Source organism: Pseudoxanthomonas yeongjuensis (assembly GCF_010093345.1).
GTDB classification, from domain to species: Bacteria; Pseudomonadota; Gammaproteobacteria; order Xanthomonadales; family Xanthomonadaceae; genus Pseudoxanthomonas_A; species Pseudoxanthomonas_A yeongjuensis.
The window spans coordinates 1,150,533-1,169,698 of the sequence record NZ_PDWT01000001.1 but is presented as its reverse complement, the minus strand read 5'-3'; the positions used below and the strand labels follow the sequence as shown (position 1 = coordinate 1,169,698).

At 64.7% G+C, this 19,166-nt stretch carries 15 protein-coding genes; 7 read left to right on the top strand and 8 right to left on the bottom strand.

All coding sequences use genetic code 11. From position 1 onward, the window contains the following. Position 1 precedes the first annotated feature (1 nt). The 6 genes from CSC74_RS05235 to CSC74_RS05210 all read right to left on the bottom strand — a co-directional run bounded on the left by CSC74_RS05235 (position 2) and on the right by CSC74_RS05210 (position 4,575). Positions 2 to 841: a phosphatidate cytidylyltransferase gene (locus tag CSC74_RS05235; protein ID WP_162313319.1), complete on the bottom strand. Its 840-nt coding sequence runs from the start codon at positions 839 to 841 to the stop codon at positions 2 to 4. Further along, on the bottom strand, positions 838 to 1,602 hold the full coding sequence (uppS, locus tag CSC74_RS05230; protein WP_162313318.1) for a polyprenyl diphosphate synthase: 765 nt from the start codon (positions 1,600 to 1,602) through the stop codon (positions 838 to 840). Before uppS ends, CSC74_RS05235 begins: the two co-directional genes overlap by 4 nt. Before the next feature lie 17 nt (positions 1,603 to 1,619). Next, the gene (gene frr / locus CSC74_RS05225; RefSeq protein ID WP_162313317.1) at positions 1,620 to 2,177 is read right to left on the bottom strand and encodes a ribosome recycling factor; all 558 of its coding nucleotides are present in this window, start codon (positions 2,175 to 2,177) and stop codon (positions 1,620 to 1,622) included. Positions 2,178 to 2,333: 156 nt separating this feature from the next. Continuing rightward, positions 2,334 to 3,248 (bottom strand): cation diffusion facilitator family transporter, encoded by a 915-nt coding sequence (locus tag CSC74_RS05220; RefSeq protein ID WP_162313316.1) that lies wholly within the window; start codon positions 3,246 to 3,248, stop codon positions 2,334 to 2,336. Positions 3,249 to 3,435: 187 nt separating this feature from the next. Further along, positions 3,436 to 4,161: a UMP kinase gene (pyrH, locus tag CSC74_RS05215; protein WP_162313315.1), complete on the bottom strand. Its 726-nt coding sequence runs from the start codon at positions 4,159 to 4,161 to the stop codon at positions 3,436 to 3,438. A 57-nt stretch (positions 4,162 to 4,218) separates the two neighbouring features. Then, positions 4,219 to 4,575 (bottom strand): cupin domain-containing protein, encoded by a 357-nt coding sequence (locus CSC74_RS05210; protein ID WP_162313314.1) that lies wholly within the window; start codon positions 4,573 to 4,575, stop codon positions 4,219 to 4,221. 81 nt (positions 4,576 to 4,656) lie between these two features. On the opposite strand from CSC74_RS05210, the gene CSC74_RS05205 reads away from it, so the two are divergent. The 4 genes from CSC74_RS05205 to CSC74_RS05190 all read left to right on the top strand — a co-directional run bounded on the left by CSC74_RS05205 (position 4,657) and on the right by CSC74_RS05190 (position 12,152). Then, positions 4,657 to 5,352 (top strand): AIM24 family protein, encoded by a 696-nt coding sequence (locus CSC74_RS05205; protein WP_162313313.1) that lies wholly within the window; start codon positions 4,657 to 4,659, stop codon positions 5,350 to 5,352. 334 nt (positions 5,353 to 5,686) lie between these two features. Continuing rightward, positions 5,687 to 8,827 carry a TonB-dependent receptor gene (locus tag CSC74_RS05200; protein ID WP_162313312.1) on the top strand — a complete coding sequence of 1,047 codons (3,141 nt, stop codon included), beginning with the start codon at positions 5,687 to 5,689 and terminating at the stop codon, positions 8,825 to 8,827. Between the two features lie 127 nt (positions 8,828 to 8,954). Next, entirely contained in the window at positions 8,955 to 10,526 is a 1,572-nt protein-coding gene (locus CSC74_RS05195; protein ID WP_162313311.1) for a tetratricopeptide repeat-containing sulfotransferase family protein, read from the top strand. Positions 10,527 to 10,568: 42 nt separating this feature from the next. Beyond that, the gene (locus tag CSC74_RS05190; RefSeq protein WP_162313310.1) at positions 10,569 to 12,152 is read left to right on the top strand and encodes a tetratricopeptide repeat-containing sulfotransferase family protein; all 1,584 of its coding nucleotides are present in this window, start codon (positions 10,569 to 10,571) and stop codon (positions 12,150 to 12,152) included. A 242-nt stretch (positions 12,153 to 12,394) separates the two neighbouring features. On the opposite strand, the gene tsf is transcribed toward CSC74_RS05190, so the two are convergent. Both tsf and rpsB read right to left on the bottom strand, forming a co-directional pair. After that, positions 12,395 to 13,273, bottom strand: coding sequence for a translation elongation factor Ts (gene tsf, locus CSC74_RS05185; RefSeq protein ID WP_162313309.1), 879 nt, complete (start codon positions 13,271 to 13,273; stop codon positions 12,395 to 12,397). A gap of 129 nt (positions 13,274 to 13,402) precedes the next feature. After that, positions 13,403 to 14,278: a 30S ribosomal protein S2 gene (gene rpsB / locus CSC74_RS05180; protein WP_162313308.1), complete on the bottom strand. Its 876-nt coding sequence runs from the start codon at positions 14,276 to 14,278 to the stop codon at positions 13,403 to 13,405. Between the two features lie 465 nt (positions 14,279 to 14,743). On the opposite strand from rpsB, the gene map reads away from it, so the two are divergent. From map to dapD, 3 genes are read left to right on the top strand one after another with little or no spacing between them, the layout of a single operon-like run. Beyond that, the gene (gene map / locus CSC74_RS05175; RefSeq protein ID WP_162313307.1) at positions 14,744 to 15,538 is read left to right on the top strand and encodes a type I methionyl aminopeptidase; all 795 of its coding nucleotides are present in this window, start codon (positions 14,744 to 14,746) and stop codon (positions 15,536 to 15,538) included. A 10-nt stretch (positions 15,539 to 15,548) separates the two neighbouring features. After that, positions 15,549 to 18,173 (top strand): [protein-PII] uridylyltransferase, encoded by a 2,625-nt coding sequence (gene glnD, locus CSC74_RS05170; protein WP_425501416.1) that lies wholly within the window; start codon positions 15,549 to 15,551, stop codon positions 18,171 to 18,173. A gap of 17 nt (positions 18,174 to 18,190) precedes the next feature. Beyond that, on the top strand, positions 18,191 to 19,042 hold the full coding sequence (gene dapD, locus CSC74_RS05165; RefSeq protein ID WP_162313306.1) for a 2,3,4,5-tetrahydropyridine-2,6-dicarboxylate N-succinyltransferase: 852 nt from the start codon (positions 18,191 to 18,193) through the stop codon (positions 19,040 to 19,042). Positions 19,043 to 19,166 lie beyond the last annotated feature (124 nt).

Here is a 19,166-nt window from a genome sequence, read left to right as displayed (position 1 = left end):
GTCAGAAACCGAACAGTTCCTTGCCCAGGGCGAAGACCGGCAACGCCGCCAGCACCCCGTCCAGGCGATCGAGGATGCCGCCGTGGCCCGGGATCATGTTGCCGGAGTCCTTGGCGCCGACATGGCGCTTGAGCAGGCTCTCGAACAGGTCGCCGACCACCGAAAACAACACGGTGGCCAAGGCCACGATGATGAAGGCAGGCACATGGACCAGGGTCAGGTCGGTGAACCAGGCGAACAGCAGTCCGACCGCGACGCCTGCCAGCAATCCACCCAGCAGGCCTTCGAGGGTCTTATTGGGACTGATGCGCGGCGCCAGCCTGCGGCTTCCGAACAGCCTGCCGCCGAAATGCCGCCCGGCGAAATACGCGCCGCTGTCGGCGGCCCAGACGATGGTGAGCGCGGTAAGCAGCCAGCGGTGGCCGTCCGGCTGGCCGGCATGGATCAGTCCCAGCGCGCACCAGGCCGGAATGATGGCCAGGGTGCCGGCCGCAAGCTTGAAGCCGCGCGCATAGGTTTCATGGTCGGAAGCGAAGTCGAAGAAGCGCAGCCACAGCAGCGCCAGCAGCCACCACACCACGCCCACCAGGGTCACGATCTGGAACAACACCAGCGAGCCGGCCGACGCCCATACCAGCAGCACCATCAACAGCAGGTTGGCGACCAGCAGGATGGTCCGCGACAGGGTGTCGTCGATCTCGACCAGCTTGAACCATTCCCACATCCCCATCAGGAACAGCAATGCCACCAGGGCGATCAGCCAGGGCGTGGGCAGCAGCAGGATCGCGGCAATGGCGATGGGCGCCATCGCCAGCGCGGCGATGATTCGGGTCCTGGTCATGCGTGGGTTTTCTCCGGGAGGGCGTCGGCCACTTGGGCGCTGGTCAGGCCGAAACGGCGTTCGCGCCCGGCGAAATCGTCCATCGCCTGCTGCAGCGTGGCGGCATCCAGTTCCGGCCATAGCAGTTCGGTGAACCACAATTCGGTATAGGCCAACTGCCACAGCAGGAAATTGCTGATGCGATGGTCGCCGCCGGTGCGGATGAAAAGATCGGGCGGCGGCAGGTCGGCCAGCGCCATGCGCGAAGCGACCGCGGCTTCGTCGATGTCCTCCGCGCGCAGCTTGCCGGCGGCGACATCGGCAGCCAGCGCGCGCGCGGCATCGGTGATGTCCTGGCGGCCGCCATAACTGGCCGCGATCACCAGGTCCAGGCGGGTATTGGCCAGGGTCTGGGTTTCGGCGGCGCGCATGCGTTCGCGGATGCCTGCGGAAAAGCGCTCGCGTTCGCCGATGAAGCGCACACGCACGCCGCGGCGGTCCAGTTCCTCGACTTCGCGGTCCAGCGCGTTGAGGAACAGCTTCATCAACGCGCCCACTTCCTCCTGCGGACGTCCCCAGTTCTCGCTGGAAAAGGCGAACAGGGTCAGCGCCCGGATACCGCGTTCGAGGCAGAAATCGATGCACACGTTGACCGCGCGCGCGCCGGCGCGGTGGCCGATGATGCGTGGCCGGCGGCGGCGTTCGGCCCAGCGTCCGTTGCCGTCCATGATCACGGCGAGATGGCGCGGGACAGCGGCTGGTGTGGGTGCAGTGGCAGTCATGGGGCTATGCGACTGCGTCAGACGGACATCAGTTCCTGTTCCTTGGCCTTGACCACGTCGTCGACATCCTTGATCGCCTTGTCGGTGAGCTTCTGGATCTCGTCCTGGGTCTGGCGTTCCTCGTCCTCGGTGATTTCCTTTTCCTTCAGCAGGTCCTTGACCTGCTGGTTGGCGTCGCGGCGGATGTTGCGCACCGCGATCTTGGCGTTCTCGCCTTCGCCATGGACGTGCTTGGACAGCTCGCGGCGGCGCTCTTCGGTCAGGGCGGGGATATTGATCCGGATCACGGTGCCGGCGGTGTTCGGGGTCAGGCCCAGGTCGGAGGCCAGGATCGCCTTTTCCACCGCCGAAACCATCTGTTTTTCCCACGGGCTGATGGTCAGCGAGCGCGCATCGGTCACGGTCACGCTGGCGACCTGGGTCAGGGGCATGTCCGAACCGTAGTAATTGACTTTCAGGTGGTCCACCAGCGCGGTGGTGGCGCGGCCGGTGCGCAGCTTGGTCAGGTCGTGGCGCAGCGCTTCTATGCTTTTGGCCATGCGCGCCTGCGCGTCTTTCTTGATTTCGTTGAGCATTGCGGTCTTCCGGAAGAATTCGGCCAGCCGCCGATTATACGGGAGGCCGGCAAGGTATCCCCGGAAAGGGGCTGTAGGAGCGGGCCTTGCCCGCGATGCCTTTAGACCGATGCGACAAGCTCAAGAGCTCGCGGCGGGACGCCGCTCCCGCAGGGGTCAATGCGAATGATGCGGCGCGGCATCGTGCAGGTCGTGCCCGCAGGCCATGCCGCGTTCGATCTGCAGGGTCGCGTGGTTGATGCCGAAACGATGGTCCAGTTCATGCGTGGTGGCATCGATGAAGGCGTCGTGGTCGTGGTCTTCCGGGCGCACCAGGTGCGCGGTCAGGGCGATCTCGTTGGCGCCCAGCGGCCAGATATGCAGGTGATGGATCGCCTTGACCCCGGGTTGCGCCGACAGGAAAGCCTTCACTTCGGCCTGGTCGATGTTGCCGGGCACCGCATCCATGGCCGCGTTGAAGCTGTCGCGCAGCAGGCCGAAAGTGCCGACCGCGATCACCACGCCGACCAGCAAGGCAATGGCCGGGTCCAGCCACTCCCAGCCGAACGCCAACATGCCGGCGCCCGCAAGCACCGCCGCCAGCGAGACCGCCGCATCGGCTATCAGATGCAGGAACGCGCCGCGCTTGTTCAGGTCGTGCCCATGTCCGTCGCGCAACAGCCACGCTGCGCCCAGGTTGACGAGGATGCCGATGCCCGCCACCACCATCACCGTCGCTGCCGGAATCGACGGCGGCGCGCTGAAGCGGCGGATCGCCTCCCAGCCCAGTGCGCCGGCGAACACCATCAGCAGGATCGAATTGGCCAGCGGCGACAGCAGCGTGGCGCGTCGCCAGCCATAGGTGTGGCTGTTCGTGGGTGGACGCTGCGCCAGTTTCGCGGCGCCCCATGCCAGGCCCAGGCCGAGCACGTCGCCCAGGTTGTGCAGCGCATCGGACAGCAAGGCCAGCGAGTTGGCGTGGAAACCGTAACCCGCTTCCAGCGCGGTGTAGGCAAGGTTGATGACGATGGCCCAGCCGAACGCGCGCGTGGCGGAGCCTTGGGGAAGGTCGGGGGCGTGGGAATGGGCCATGGGGATAGCGTGGCCAATGCGTCCGGGCGGACACAATTACATGAAGGCGGGGAAGTCGCTCGCTACGCTCGCTGGGAAGTCGGCGGCTTCGCCACCTGCCAATGGCCAAGTGGAGCGCTTGTTTCATTCGCAGGCCGCATAGCGGCCGACCTCACCCTTCACAGCGCCGCAGGCGCGAATTCACCCCTCAGCTACGCCCCTTCACCAGCGTGCCGATATTCTCGCCCTGCAGGATCCGCATCAGGTTGCCCGGCACCGACAGGTCGTAGATGCGCAGCGGCACGTCGCTGTCGCGGCACAGGGCGAAGGCGGCGGTGTCCATGACCTGCAGGTCGCGGTTGAGGACCTCGTCGTAGGTCAATTGCTCGAAGCGCTTGGCGTCCGGGAACTTGCCCGGATCGCGGTCGTAGACGCCATCGACCTTGGTCGCCTTCAGCAGCAGGTCGGCGCCGATCTCGATCGCGCGCAATGCGGCGCCCGAGTCGGTGGTGAAGAACGGATTGCCGGTGCCGGCCGCGAAGATCGCGATGCGGCCTTTCTCCAGGTGGCGCACGGCGCGCCGCCGGATGTAGTCCTCGCACACGTCGTTGATCTTCAGGGCGCTCATCACGCGGACCTTGGCGCCCAGTTTCTCCAGCGCGTCCTGCATGGCCAGCGCGTTGATCACCGTGGCCAGCATGCCCATCTGGTCGCCGGTGACCCGGTCCATGCCGCTGGCGGCCAGGCCGGCGCCGCGGAAGATGTTGCCGCCACCGATCACCAACCCTACTTCGGCACCTGCATCGCGCGCTTCGATGATCTCGCGGGCGATGCGCCCGATCACGATCGGGTCGATACCGTAGTCTTCGGCCCCCATCAGCGCCTCGCCGGACAGCTTGAGCAGGATGCGGCGATAGGCGAGGGGAGCGGTCATGGGCGTCTCTGGCGTGGGGGTAAACAGGCTCATTCTAGCCGAGCGTCGTGGTCGTCGTCAGGCGGGAGACTCGTAGACCGCATAGAGCTTGCGTGCGGGCTCCAGTACTTCCCATACGCCTTCGAAGCCGGCGGGTACGACGAAACTGTCCCCGGCCGCGAGTTCGGTTTCGCTACCGTCGTCGCCCCGCAGGCGCAGCCGGCCCGACAGCAGGTGGCAGAACTCGTGTTCGCCGCAGGACACGCGCCATGCGCCGACGCCGCCTTCCCAGACACCGCAATGGAACGCGTTGCCGGCATCGGAATAGGCATTGGCGACCGCCTGCATCGGCGTGCCTGAGACCAGGCGCTCGCTGGCCACTGCTTCGGGCGTGCTGCCTCCCATGTCGTGCGGAATGCGGACGATGCGCGGCATGCCGGTGCTCCGTGGCAGGGAAGCCTATTATGGCGACCGCGGCGATTCCGTCGCTTCCATTACCGACACCAAGGAGCGGACATGAGCGTGCGTACCCTGCAGGAATTCCTGGCCTCGTCCAGGGAAAAGGACGTAAGCGGCGATGCCTTCGAACTGGAAAGCCCGCACATGCTGGAAGTGCGCCTCAACGGCATGGTCTGGGCCAAGGCCGGGTCCATGGTCGCGCGCAAGGGCGGCGTCAAGTTCACCCGCCAGGGAATCATGGAACAGGGCCTGGGCAATCTGCTGAAGAAGATGGTCAGCGGCGAGGGCATGCAGCTGATGAAGGTGGAAGGCGAGGGCCGCGTGTACCTGGCGGACTCCGGCAAGAAGATCACCCTGCTGCGCCTGGCCGGCGAGGCGATCTTCGTCAACGGCAACGATGTGCTGGCAGTCGAATCGGGCATCGAGAGCAGGATCACGATGATGCGCAAGGTCGCCGGCATGCTTTCCGGCGGTCTGTTCAACGTGCGCCTGAGCGGTAGCGGCATCGTCGCCATCACCTCGCATTACGAACCTTTGACCTTGCCGGTCGATGCGCAGACCGGCCCGGTATTCACCGATCCGAATGCCACCGTGGCCTGGTCGGGCGGCCTGACGCCGGAAATCGTCACCGACATTTCCCTGGGCACGCTGCTGGGTAGAGGTTCGGGCGAAAGCATCCAGCTCAGGTTCGCGGGCGAAGGTTGGGTGGTGGTCCAGCCTTATGAGGAAGTGGTGTTCCAGGCCAGGGAATAGCCGTCATCGGCCACGCGATCGAATTGCGGCTGCCGCATTCAACCTTGAATTCCCAGCCTTCGAGAGCCTGACCGGGCCGGCGAAGTGAACTGCGCATTACGTTTCCGCTGGTCCACCAATGTCGGCATATATGAACGTAAAAGTCAGAAAAGTTCCCTGTTGAAATGTGATGAAAGTCACATAATTGCGTTCAAGTGACATAACCTAATTCCAACATTTGATTAACCTGCTATTAAGACGGGCGACCTGAGTCGTATGACTAAAGTCATGCTTTATGGAGGGCGGGCCGGTCCGGCCGCTCATGTGAGGTCAACCTACAGCGGGGAGTCACACAGTGTCCAAACGCACTTTCAATCGAGCGCTTCGGCGCAGCGCCCTTACCGTGGCGCTCGGGTTCTGCTTCAACTCATATGTCCACGCGCAGTCCAATACCTCCGGTGCGGTTTTCGGCCAGGCTTCCGCTGGCGAAACGGTGCTGGTCGAGAATCCCGCAACCGGCTTCAGCCGCACGATTTCGGTCGGTGCCGACGGCGCCTACCGCGTCTCGGCGCTTTCGCCGGGCACCTATCGCGTGACCCTCAAACGCACGGACGGAACCACGTCGGCACGCGAGGTCTCGGTCAATGTCGGTACCGGCACCTCGGTGAATTTCACCGCGGCCAGTAGCGGCGGCGATGGCGCCACCAACCTGGGTACGGTGACGGTGGTGGCTTCGACCCTGGTCAATCCCATCGACGTTTCCTCGGTCGAATCCACCACCATCCTGACTTCGGCCCAGTTGGCCAAGATCCCGGTGCCGCGCGACACGACTTCGGTGGCGCTGCTGGCGCCCGGCACCGTGCGCGGCGACAACGCCTTCGGCAATCTGGCTTCGTTCGGTGGTTCGTCCGTCGCCGAGAACCAGTACTACATCAATGGTTTCAACGTAACCAATTCGTTCCGCAGCCTCAATTTCTCCAAGGTTCCGTTCGAGGGCATCGCCGAACAGCAGATCAAGACCGGTGGTTATGGCGCGGAATTCGGTCGTTCGCTGGGCGGCGTGGTCAACCAGATCACCAAGCGCGGCACCAATGAGTTCAAGGCGGGCGCCAATGTGTTCTGGGCACCGAAAGCCCTGCGTTCAGATGTCGAGAACGTCAAGTATTCCAATCCCCTGGAGGCGAGCGATTTCGGCACGGTGGCAGAGGACAACAGCAAGGACACGCGAGACGAGCTGATCGGCAGCGTATGGGCCGGTGGCGCGCTGGTGCAGGATCGCCTGTTCGGCTACGCGCTGCTGTCGTATGGACAGACCGATACGGACACATGGGGTGACAGGAATGCCTTCACCAACCGCAGCGGTTCACTCAAGAATCCCACCTGGCTGACCAAATTCGACTGGAACATCAACGACAGCAACAAGCTTGAACTCACCGCCTTCTCGGACAAGCAGGAGACCGAGACCAAGGTGTACGCGAATACGCCGGGCGAGGTGGATCGGACGGCCTATGCCGGCACCCTGTTCGATACCCAGGGTGGCGACAATTACGTGCTCAAGTACACCGGCTACCTGACCGACACCTTCACCCTGACCGCGTTGTACGGCCATGGCGTATTCAAGCGTCAGCAGCACCTTGAGAACCCGGATGGTTCCAAGGTGAGCTACAACGGCGACATCACCACCGCGTTCACCACCGACATCAACGGCACCACCGCGTTGGGCGGTTGCCCGGTGATCCTGGACCTGCGTCCCGGCTATCGCCAGGACATCACCGGAACATACGGCAGCTACTGCAACCTGACCGATGGTGCCTTGCTGCAGGCAAGCAACAACGAGGACACCCGCGACCAGTACCGCATCGACGCCGAGTGGATCCTGGGACCGCACCAGCTGCGTTTCGGCGTGGACATCGATAACTACGAATCGGTGGCAGGCGAGGCCAACGCCGGTGGCTGGCTCTGGCGCTATTCCACCCAGAACGGTCCGGATGGAAAGCCGGATACTGGCGATGAGGTCGACGTGGTCCGTCGCCAGACGACAGCGCGTGGTACCACGCTCGAGGTCAAGCAACAGGCCTACTACATCGAGGACAGCTGGAGCATCACCGAGAATTTCCTGGCCTACCTCGGCGCACGCTGGGATACGTTCGAGAACCTGGACGCAACCGGCAAGGCCTTCGTCAAGATCTCAAATCAGTTCGGCCCGCGCCTGGGCTTTTCATGGGACGTCAACGGCGACTCCACGCTGAAGATCTACGGCAATGCAGGCCGCTACGCGTTGCCGCTGACTCCCAGCGTGGCCGTACGTGGTTCCAGCGCATCGATCTACCAGCGCAGCAATAACAATCATTTCTCCGGGGTTGATCCGGTCACCGGTGCGCCCATCTTGATCGGCCCGCTGAATCCGCTGAACCTGATCAACGGTGAGGATGGCAACGCACACGATCCGTTGACCATCGCCAGCAAGAACCTGGATCCAATGTACCAGGATGAGTTCATCCTGGGCTTCCAGAGTGCGTGGACCGACCACCTGAATTTTGGTGCGCGCGCCATCTACCGCAAGCTGAAGGCGGCCATCGACGACAACTGCGATTACACCGCCATCACCGACCTGGCCGATGCGGACGGGCTGGACTATACGGTACCGAATCCGGGCTTCCCCTATTGCCGTTTGTTCAACCCGGGCGAGGACGCGGTGATCGTCACCGACCTCAACGGCGATGGCATCTACACGACATACACCGTGGACGGCGATCGCCTGAGCCCGCAGGCCAAGCGCTCGTACAAGGCACTGGAACTGTTCCTCGATGGCAGCTGGGACAAGTTCTTCTTCCAGGCTTCGTACACGCTGGGTTACAACAAGGGCAATACCGAAGGCGGGGTGAAGTCGGATATCGGCCAGGGCGATACCAACACCACCCAGGACTTCGACTATCGCGAGCTTACGGTCGACACGGAAGGTTACCTGCCCAATGATCGTCGCCACGCATTGAAGGTGTTCGGTAACTACGATGTGAGCGAGGAATGGTCCGTGGGCGGTAATCTGCTCGTACAGACCGGCCGGCCGATCAATTGCCTGGGCGTACTGGACCAGAATCCACTTCTCCCCGAGCCGGCTGGAACGGATCCGGACGGTGACGGGGTCTTCGGTGAGAGCAACTATGCGCCGCACCCTTATGGTTCCGGCTTCATGCGTTGCAGCAACTCGCCCGATGGTGCCTCGAATGACACGACGGTATCGGCGGTACCCCGTGGTACCGCGGGTCGTCTGCCAACGACGACGACATTCGACTTGAATGTGGCTTACCGCCCTTCGTTCGCACCCGGCCTGCAGTTCAAGATGGATGTATTCAACGTCTTCAACTCGCAGAAGGTGATCGCCGTTAGCGATGTGGCCGAGGATTCGGCAACGGGCAACCCGTTGAACACCTACCTGTTGCCACGCGCCTACCAGGCGCCGCGCAGCTTCCGCTTCATGGTCCAGTACGACTTCTGACCGACGACCTGCATCAAGTCCATCGCTCTCTTGTCGGCCGCCTTCGGGCGGCCGTTTTTTTGATGCGCGCCTGTCGCCGGACGGCGGTCCAGCGGATATGCTTGCCTCACTGCCGCAGAAGAAATGCATGAAAGAAGAGCTGTCGATCCACTGGAACGCCGCGCGCCGCCACGAAGCGGCGGGCGACGTGCCGGCGGCCAAGGCCGAGTACGAGGCCATGCTCGCCATCGAGCCCATGCAGGTCACGCCGCAGCTCCGGCTTTCCCGCTTCGCGCAGATGTCGGACCGGTATGTCGCGTCGCGCACGCATGCGCTCGATGCCAGCCGGATCGCCACCACGGCAGGCCTCGGCCGCGATGCCGGTTTCATCAGTTTGCGGTTGCTGGCGTTTGCCGAGAATGCCGAGGTGGCGCGCCTGATCGGGGCGCTGGATACTTCGGATCCGGAAGTGCTGAAGCAGTCGGCCGTGTTCGCGCAGCATCTGTGGCTGGTAGGCGAGCATGAACACGCACTGGAATTCCTGGGTCGCGTGGGCGCGCGCGTACGCCCCAATCATCTGTTGAGCCATACCCGCGCCAATGTGCTGCGGTCGCTGGGAAGACTCGATGAGGCCACCGAGCACTACGAATACGCATTGCGCCTGTCGCCGCACTACGCCGATGCGCACTGGTCGCTGGCCTACCATCAGCCTTCCGCCACTCCGGGTGCGAGGATTCCACGCATCCGCGCGGCCGCAGACCAGTATCCGGTGGGCTCATCGGAACAGGCGCGCCTGTGTTTCGCCTTGTTCAAGGAGCTGGAAACGGCGGGCGACACGGAGGCGGCCTGGGATGCATTGATGCGGGGCGCCGGAATCATGCGCGGAAGGCTCGGGCATGACGTCGCCCACGAGGCGGGACAGCTTGCGCGACTGAAGGCATTCCACGGCGAATCGATCGATGCCGGCCGCGGCGAACCGGAGGGACAGCCCGTCCCGATCTTCATCGTGGGCATGCCGCGCACGGGCACGACGCTGCTGGACCGGATACTGGGCAACCATCCGCGGGTGATGTCGCTCGGCGAGCGCAATGATTTCGACGCGGCGATCAGCGAGGCCTCGGATCACTTCTTCCCCGGTTCCCTGGCGGAAACCAGCTGGGACAAGTTGCGCGCGATGGATCCGCGCAAGGCGGGGGCGCTGTACCTGCAGCGCGTATCGCCCTTCGCCTGCGGCGACGGGTTCTTCATCGACAAGAATCCGCAGAATTTCTTCAACATAGGATTGATCCTGCGCGCGCTGCCGCAGGCCAGGATCCTTTGCCTGCGCCGCGATCCCATGGACGCATGCTTTTCCAACCTGAAGGAAATGTTCGAGGGCGGCGCCTATCCCTACAGTTATGGGTTGGAAGAACTGGCTGCGCACCATGCGGCTTTCGAAGACCTGCTGGCTTATTGGCAACGCATCGCGCCGGAGTCGGTTCATGTCGTGCGCTATGAGGATATCGTCGTCGACGGCGAGGAAACCTTGCGCAAGGCGTTGGCGTTCTGCGGGCTGGAGGCAGCGCCCGGCATGCTGGACATCACCGCCAACCGGGCGCCCGTGTCCACGGCGAGCAGCTCGCAGGTCAGGCAGCCCATCCATGCGCGGGGAATCGGCGCATGGAAGCGCTATTCGCGGCAACTGGAACCTCTCAGGCGCTTGCTGGAGGGGGCGGCATGAGCGCATTCGCGGGCATGGGGCCGTGGGCATGAGGAGTCGGTGATGGGGCCGAAGACGGACCCGGCGCAGAAGCAGCGCCTCGCGCAGCTCATTGCAACCGCGGAAAAGCATGCGACCACCGGCGAATTCGCTCGGGCCATCGACTGTTATGGGGCCGCGCTGACGCTCGACCCGGACGATGCCAACCTGCTGTTGCAGTTGTCCTACATGCATTCGCTGTCGGGACATTACGTCGAGGCGCATGCATATGCCCTGCGTGCGCATGCGGCGGCTCCGAAGTCGGAACCGGTAATCAAGGAACTCATCGCGCGCCTGCGCACCTTCAACGAAATACCCGCGCTGCTGGAATGCATCGAGCGCATGCTGCCGTTGTCGCGCATTCCCGTACCCCTGTTGCTCGCATTCGCCGCGCAGCTGAGTTACGTCAACCTGCCGGGCAGGGCGATCGAATTCCTGGATGAGGCCAGGCGCGCTGACCCGGACTATCCGGCGACCCTGTTGTCGCGCGCGCAGGTGCTGATCTACCTGGGGCGCTTCGCCGAAGCGGAGCAGGACGCAGTGCATGCGCTGAAGCGCGCGCCCGAGCTGGCGCAGGGCTACTGGTTGCTGGCGCAGGTACGCAAGCAGACGCCCGGATCCAACCATGTGCAGCGCATCGTTTCGCGTTTGGAGGCTCCGATGCGCTCGGCGGAGGAGCCGGCATTGCTGGGCTTCGCGCTGCACAAGGAGCTGGACGATCTGGGGCAATACCCGGAAGCATGGCTCGCGTTGCGCAAGGGCTGCGCCAGCAAGCGCTCCACGCTTCGTTACGACACCGGCGCGACGTCGCGTTTGTTCGCCGCACTGCGCGACGGGGAGAGCGCTGCCGACAATGCGGCGCCGGTTGGCGGAACGAAAGAAACCGTGCCTGTGTTTATCGTCGGCATGCATCGCTCCGGCACCACCTTGCTGGAACAATTGCTCGACGGGCACCACGACGTGCATGGGCTCGGCGAACTTTACGACTTCACCAGCGCGATGCGCCATGCCACCGACCATCACTGCCCGGGCGTGATCGATCCTGTCATAGTCGAGCGCGCCACGCGAGCGGATTTTCCGGCGGTCGGGAAACGCTACCTCGATGGAATCGCCTGGCGCTTGGGCAGCGGGCGATTCTTCACCGACAAGCTGCCTTCCAATTTCCTCAACATCGGTTTCATCTGCCGGGCATTGCCGGGCGCGAAGATCCTGCACATGGTGCGGGACCCGATGGAGACCTGCTTCTCGAATTTGCGCGAATTGTTCTCGACCGCCAACCCCTACAGCTACGACCTGCAGGAACTCGCGGACTATTTCCTCGAATACCAGCGCCTGATGAAGCATTGGCATGCGCGATACCCGGGCCGGATACTCGATGTCGACTATGCGCAGCTGACCGCCGACCCCGAAACGCAGCTCAGGCGTGTGGCCGCATTCTGCGGATTCGATTTCGAACCCGCCATGCTCGACCTGCAATCCAGCCAGCGCGGCATCGTCACCGCCAGCGCGGTGCAGGTGCGGGGAGGGATACGCGTGGAAGGAACTCCCAAGTGGCGCGCCTATGCGCCGTATTTGAAGCCATTGATGGGTCGGTTGGGAGCATCCTGATCCAGCCTCACCCAGCGGTTGGACGAATCACCCGTAGGAGCGCCCATGGGCGCGGGCTCTTCGACCAGATCGCGGAAAACCTGGAAACCCGCGTCCCCCGGGCGTTCCTGCAAAAAGCCTTCCGCCACCGCCAGGCGATGACTGCTTCCTCCCCAGGATCGAGGTTGCCGTTCCCGGGAATCCGCGAAAAAAAAGCCCGCAATCGCTTGCGGGCTTTTTTGCTTGCCGATGTTGCGGCGGAATCAGGCCAGGCCGGCCTGCTTCATCACTTCGGCGGCGTAGTCTTCCACCACCTTCTCGATGCCTTCGCCCACGGCCAGGCGCTGGAAGCCGACCACTTCGGCGCCGGCGGCCTTCAGCACGGCTTCGACGTTCTGGTTGGTGTCCAGCACGTACGGCTGACCGTACAGGGTGACTTCGTTGACGATCTTGGCGATCTTGCCGCCGATGATCTTCTCCAGGATGTCGGCCGGCTTGGCCTTGTCCTTGTCGGTCATCTTGGCCAGCTCGATTTCCTTTTCCTTGGCCACGAACTCGGCCGGGACATCGGACGCCTTGACGTACGGCGGGTTCATCGCCGCCACGTGCATGGCCAGGCCGCGCGCCAGTTCGGCATCGCCGCCCTTGACCTCGATCAGCACGCCGATGCGGCCACCGTGGACGTAAGCGGCCACGTTGTTGGCGCTGTCGATGCTGGCCAGGCGGCGCACCTGCAGGTTCTCGCCGACCTTGGCGATCACGGCGGCGCGGGTTTCCTCGACGGTTTCGCCGGAAGCCAGCTTGGCGTTCTTCAGCGCTTCCGCATCGGCGGCGCCGGAAGCCAGCGCGGCCTGGGCGACGGATTCGGTGAAAGCGAGGAAGTTGTTGTCCTTGGCGACGAAGTCGGTCTCGGAGTTGATTTCGACCAGCACGGCCTTGTGCCCGGACTGGGCCATGGCGATGCGGCCTTCGGCGGCCACGCGGCCGGCCTTCTTGTCGGCCTTGGCCAGGCCCTGCTTGCGCAGCCACTCGGCGGAGACGTCGATGTCGCCGCTGTTTTCGGTGAGCGCCTTCTTGCACTCCATCATGCCGGCGCCGGTGCGCTCGCGCAGTTCCTTGACCAGGGAAGCGGTGATTTCCACGGAATTACCTCGATTCATTCGGTGTAGGGCGGGCCTTGGCCCACCATCGGGACGCGGCATGGCGAAAGACGCCATGCGGCTGTTTCTGGAAGCGGCCGCGCACTTTGGCGCGGCTGCTTTGCGCCGTGATTACTCGGCGGCTTTCTTTTCGACCGCTTCGTTCTCGGCCACTTCGGCTTCGGCGCGGGCCAGGCCTTCGCCGGCACCGTCAGCCTTGGCCGCCGGTTTGGCCGGGGCGGCCTTCTTGGCCGGAGCGCGACCACGCGGAGCCTTGCCGTCGCCCTCGACGAACTCTTCCTCACGCACGGCGGCGGAATTCGGAGCGGCGGCCTTGCCTTCCAGCACAGCGTCGGCGGCGGCGCGTGCGTACAGCTGCACGGCGCGGATGGCGTCGTCGTTGCCCGGGATCGGGTAGTCGACCAGGGCCGGGTCGTAGTTGCTGTCGACCACCGCGATCACCGGGATGCCGAGCTTCTTGGCTTCCTTGATGGCGATATCTTCATGGCCGATGTCGATGACGAACAGCGCGTCGGGCAGGCGATTCATGTCCTTGATGCCGCCCAGCGAAGCGAACAGCTTCTCGCGCTCGCGGCGCAGGCCCAGGACTTCGTGCTTGACCAGCTTGTCGAAGCTGCCGTCGGTTTCGCCGGCTTCCAGTTCCTTCAGGCGCGCCACCGACTTCTTCACCGTGGCGAAGTTGGTCAGGGTGCCGCCCAGCCAGCGCTGGGTCATGTACGGCTGGCCGCTGCGGATGGCTTCTTCCTTCATCGGCTCGCGCGCGCTGCGCTTGGTGCCGAGGAACAGGATGATGCCGCGCTTTTGGGCGATGCTCGAGATGAAGTTCATCGCGTCGGTGAACAACGGGACGGTCTTCTCGAGGTTGATGATGTGGATCTTGCCGCGGGCGCCGAAGATGTACGGCGCCATCTTGGGGTTCCAGTAGCGGGTCTGGTGGCCGAAATGGACGCCGGCTTCCAGCATCTGGCGCATGGTGACTTGGGGCATTGCGATGACTCCTGATGGGGAACCGGCCGCCAGCTTTTGGGTAAAGGCGGTTGCCCGGCTGCCATGGGCAGTCTGGGCGATGGTTCCGGGGTTGGGCCTCCCTGCTGCTTCCGTGACCGAACCCATTGATTCCATTGGAATTATCCAAAGCAATCGCAGGGCACCCCGGCACGGGTCGTGGCAGCAGGTGTGTATTCGCCGGTGTCGTCCGGCGTGGACGGCCTTGCAGGCTGGGCCCGACAAAGCCGCGGAATTATAGCGGCGGGGCGGTTCCGCCGCAAATCCTCATGTCCGCCAAACCGGGCAGGGGCGCTTGGCCGGGCTTTCGGTCGGCCTGGGAATGGTCTCGAGTGTGTGCGGAGGTTGTGGCCCCGGGTCCGTACTGTGCGCTGGAAGAGGAGCGAATGCCTGTGTCGAGCCGCTTTGCAGGTTCTGGAACAGGTGCAAATCGACGATAATCCCGCCATGGCCATCAATCTCAAGACCCCCGAAGAACTCCAGCAGATGCGCGTCGCCGGCCGCCTGGCCGCCGAGGTGCTGCAAGTCGTCGCTCCGCACGTGAAGCCGGGGGTGACCACGGCCGAGCTGGACCGGGTCTGCCACGACCACATCGTCAATGTGCAGCACGCCATTCCGGCCAATGTCGGCTATGGCGGCGGCCACGGTCGCATCCCGTTCCCGTTCACGGTCTGCACCTCGGTCAACAACGTCATCTGCCACGGCATACCCAGCGAGGGCAAGGTCCTGAAGGACGGCGACACGGTCAACATCGACGTCACCGTGATCAAGGACGGCTGGCACGGCGATACCAGCCGCATGTACTACGTGGGCACGCCCTCGGTCATGGCCAGGCGCCTGGTGGAAGCCACCCGCGAGGCCATGTTCCGCGGCATCCGCACGGTCAAGCCGGGCGCGACCCTGGGCGATGTCGGCCACGCGATCCAGGAATACGCCGAGTCGCAGCGCTTCAGCGTGGTCCGCGAGTACTGCGGGCACGGTATCGGCAAGATCTACCACGACGAGCCGCAGGTGCTGCATTACGGGCGCCCGGGCGATGGCGTGGTGCTGAAGCCGGGCATGACCTTCACCATCGAGCCGATGATCAACGAAGGCACCCGCTACACCCGCCTGCTGCCCGATGGCTGGACCGTGGTCACCAAGGACCGCAAGCTCTCCGCGCAGTGGGAACACACCGTGGCGGTGACCGACGATGGCGTGGAGATCCTGACCCGGGTGCCGGGCGACGACAACGACCTGTGAGCGCCACATTGTGAGCATCACGGCCGCTGCGGATGGGACAACGACGCAGTCGCCCGGGTGCGGGAGCGATGCCGTGTGGTCGGCCGAGGCGCGCGCGACGCTCAACGCAGCCGACGCAAAACTGGCGAAGCGTTTCGACCAGGGCGATGAAGTCGATCGTCTGGTCGCCCTGCGCGCGCGCGGGGCCGACCAGCTGTTGAAGGAAGCCTGGATCCACTGCGTTCCCGCCGATGCGCCGCTGGCGCTGTTCGCGATCGGAGGCTACGGGCGCGGCGAACTGTTCCCGCAATCGGACATCGACCTGCTGGTGCTGGCCGATGCCGACGCCCAGCAGGCGCAGCACCCGGCGCTGTCCCGGTTCTTCGCCATGGTCTGGGATGCCGGCCTGCCGGTCAGCCACGCGGTGCGCTCTGCCAGCCAGTGCACCGAAGCAGCCGCCGACCAGACCGTGCTTACCGCGCTGATCGAGTGGCGTCCGCTGTGCGCCGACGAGGCCGCGCAGGCAACCCTGGCCGCCGCGATTTCCCCGTCCCAGGTCTGGCCGCCACGCGATTTCTTCGTCGCCAAGCGCGAGGAGCTGCGCATGCGCCATGCGCGCTTCGGCGATACCTCGGAAAACCTGGAGCCGAACATCAAGGAGGGTCCCGGCGGCCTGCGCGACCTGCATACGCTGGGCTGGATGGCGTTGCGCACTTTCGGCGTGCGCGAGCTGGAGCCGCTGGTCGGCCTGGGCCATGTCGGTCCGGACGAAGCCGCCGCCCTGGCGCGCGAGCGCCGTTCGTTGGGGCGGCTGCGGTACGGCCTGCATCTGGTCGCGGGGCGTCCGGAAGAGCGCCTGCGCTTCGATCACCAGAAGACCCTGGCAGCGCGCCTGGGTTTCGCCGACGACGAGGAAACCCTCGGCGTCGAGAAGATGATGCAGGGCTTCTACCGCAGCGCCGCGATCGTGCGCCGGGTCAGCGATCGCCTGCTGCAGCGCTTCGAGGAACAGTTCGACGGCGAGGCCCTGCCCGAGCCGCTGGATGAGGCCTTCGCGTTGCGCCGCGGCTATCTGGCCGCGCGCGACCCGGCCTGGCCGCAGGCCGATGTCTCCGCGGTGTTCGCCTTGTTCGCGAGATGGGCGGAGCATCCGGAAGTGCGCGGCCTGCATTCGCGCACCGCGCGCGCGCTGGCCGAATCGCTGACCCGCCTGTCTTCGTTCGAAATCGCCACGCCGGCCCAGCGCGATGCCTTCATGGCGTTGCTGAAGATGCCTCGCGCGGTGGAAACACTGACCCGGATGGCCCGGCTCGGCGTGCTGGGGCAGTGGATCCCCGCGTTCGCGCGCGTGTCCGGGCGCATGCAGTTCGACCTGTTCCATGTCTACACCGTCGACCAGCACACGCTGATGGTGTTGCGCAACATCGCGGCGTTTTCCTCGGGTCGCGCCGATGAGCGTTTCTCCATCGCCCACGAAGTGTGGCCGCGCCTGCGCAAGCCGGAATTGTTGCTGCTCGCCGGCCTGTTCCACGATATCGCCAAGGGACGCGGTGGCGACCATTCCGAACTGGGCGCGGTCGACGCCCGCGAATTCTGCGCCGCGCACCGGCTCAGCGAAGGCGACACCGAACTGGTGGCCTGGCTGGTCGAGCAACACCTGCGCATGTCGGTGACCTCGCAGAAGCAGGATATTTCCGATGCGGAGGTCATCCACCGCTTCGCCACCCTGATCGGCGACCGCGAACGCCTGGATTACCTGTACCTGCTGACCTGCGCGGACATCGCCGGCACCAGTCCGAAACTGTGGAATGCGTGGAAGGACCGTCTGCTCGCCGACCTGTATTTCGCCACGCGCCGGGTCCTGCGCGAAGGCCTGGAGCAGCCGGTCGCGGCCGATGCGCGCATGCAGGAAGCGCGCGAGTCCGCGCGTGCGTTGATGGCGGTGCAGGGTTTCGACGCGGCCACCGCCGATGCGCTGTTCGCGATCATGCCCGAGGAAGGCTTCCTGCGTTTCCGCCCGGAGCAGATCGCCTGGCAGGCCAGCGCGTTGCGCAACGTGCGGCCCGGGGAAACCCGCGTCCGCGTGCGCCGCATCGCCGATGATGGGGACGCACTGGAAGTGTTCGTGCATTCGCCGGATCGCAGCGGCCTGTTCGCCGCGATCCTGGCCACCCTGGACCGCATGGGCTTCGGCATCCACCAGGCGCGCGTGCTGGATGGCCCCGGCGGCACCATCTTCGATACCTTCGAAGTGCTGCCTGCCGACAGCTACGCAAGTTCCGATCCGGTGGAAGTCGAAGCCGTGCTCGGCAACGCGCTGGATGGTCCCTTGGAGAATGTGCGCACGTCGCGCCGGGCCATGCCGCGGCAACTGAAGCATTTCCGCTTCGCGCCCCGGATCGAGTTCGGTGGCACGCCGGACGGGCGTCGCACCTTGCTGAGCCTGGTGGCGCCCGACCGTCCGGGCCTGTTGTCCGATGTCGCCCAGGTGCTGCGCGCACAGGGATTGAACGTGCACGATGCGCGCATCGCCACCTTCGGCGAGCGCGCCGAGGACCTTTTCCAGATCACCGATGCGGATGGCCAACCGCTCAGCGAACAGACCCAGCAGGCATTGCGCGAGGCACTGCGCGCCAGCTTCGAAAACACCCCTTGAATGGAAACGACAATTAGATGACCAGCCAGATCGCTGATACCGAAGCCCTCAAGATCCTGATCGAAAACGCATTCGAGCGTCGGGCCGATCTGGCCGCGGCCGAGATCGAGACCGCGGTGAAGCCCGCGGTGGAGCAGGCGATCAGCGGCCTGGAAGCCGGCGATTTCCGTGTCGCCGAGCCCTCCGGCGATGGCCGGTGGAAGGTCAACGAATGGCTGAAGAAGGCGGTATTGCTTTATTTCCGGGTCAACGACATGGCGCTGATCGGCGCCGATCCGGCCCCGTTCTGGGACAAGGTGGAGTCGCGTTTCGCCGGTTTCGACGAGGCGCGTTTCCGCGCCGCCGGCGTGCGCGTGGTTCCGGGCGCGGTCGCCCGGCGCGGCACCTATTTCGGCAAGGACGTAGTGCTGATGCCCAGTTTCGTCAACATCGGCGCGCACGTGGGCGAGGGCACCATGGTCGACACCTGGGCCACGGTCGGTTCCTGCGCGCAGATCGGCAGGCATTGCCATCTGTCCGGTGGCGTCGGCATCGGCGGGGTGCTGGAACCCCTGCAGGCCTCGCCGACCATCATCGAGGACCACTGCTTCGTCGGTGCGCGCTCGGAAGTGGTGGAAGGCGTGGTCGTCGGCCATCACAGCGTGATCGGCATGGGCGTGTTCCTGGGCCAGTCCACGCGCATCTACAACCGCGCGACGAAGGACGTCTCCTACGGCTACGTGCCGCCGGGCAGCGTGGTGGTGTCGGGTTCGCTGCCTGCGGAGGACGGATCGCATTCGCTGTACTGCGCGGTGATCGTCAAGCAGGTGGACGAGAAGACGCGGTCGAAGACTTCGATCAATGAGTTGCTGCGCGGCTTGGCGGATTGATTTTTATTCGTCGTCCCCGCGAAGGCGGGGACCCGGTGACTTCCGTCTTGTCTGTTGCAAGAGTGCAAAGCTAAAGTCGCTGGATGACCAGCCATTCGGCTGTTGAACAGCGCCTCCCGCCTTC

Bases quoted from the DNA above. Each gene is read 5' to 3' on its own strand.
- CSC74_RS05235 (WP_162313319.1), bottom strand. From the start codon at position 841: ATGACCAGGACCCGAATCATCGCCGCGCTGGCGATGGCGCCCATCGCC.
- uppS (WP_162313318.1), bottom strand. From the start codon at position 1,602: ATGACTGCCACTGCACCCACACCAGCCGCTGTCCCGCGCCATCTCGCC.
- frr (WP_162313317.1), bottom strand. From the start codon at position 2,177: ATGCTCAACGAAATCAAGAAAGACGCGCAGGCGCGCATGGCCAAAAGC.
- CSC74_RS05220 (WP_162313316.1), bottom strand. From the start codon at position 3,248: ATGGCCCATTCCCACGCCCCCGACCTTCCCCAAGGCTCCGCCACGCGC.
- pyrH (WP_162313315.1), bottom strand. From the start codon at position 4,161: ATGACCGCTCCCCTCGCCTATCGCCGCATCCTGCTCAAGCTGTCCGGC.
- CSC74_RS05210 (WP_162313314.1), bottom strand. From the start codon at position 4,575: ATGCCGCGCATCGTCCGCATTCCGCACGACATGGGAGGCAGCACGCCC.
- CSC74_RS05205 (WP_162313313.1), top strand. From the start codon at position 4,657: ATGAGCGTGCGTACCCTGCAGGAATTCCTGGCCTCGTCCAGGGAAAAG.
- CSC74_RS05195 (WP_162313311.1), top strand. From the start codon at position 8,955: ATGAAAGAAGAGCTGTCGATCCACTGGAACGCCGCGCGCCGCCACGAA.
- CSC74_RS05190 (WP_162313310.1), top strand. From the start codon at position 10,569: ATGGGGCCGAAGACGGACCCGGCGCAGAAGCAGCGCCTCGCGCAGCTC.
- rpsB (WP_162313308.1), bottom strand. From the start codon at position 14,278: ATGCCCCAAGTCACCATGCGCCAGATGCTGGAAGCCGGCGTCCATTTC.
- map (WP_162313307.1), top strand. From the start codon at position 14,744: ATGGCCATCAATCTCAAGACCCCCGAAGAACTCCAGCAGATGCGCGTC.
- dapD (WP_162313306.1), top strand. From the start codon at position 18,191: ATGACCAGCCAGATCGCTGATACCGAAGCCCTCAAGATCCTGATCGAA.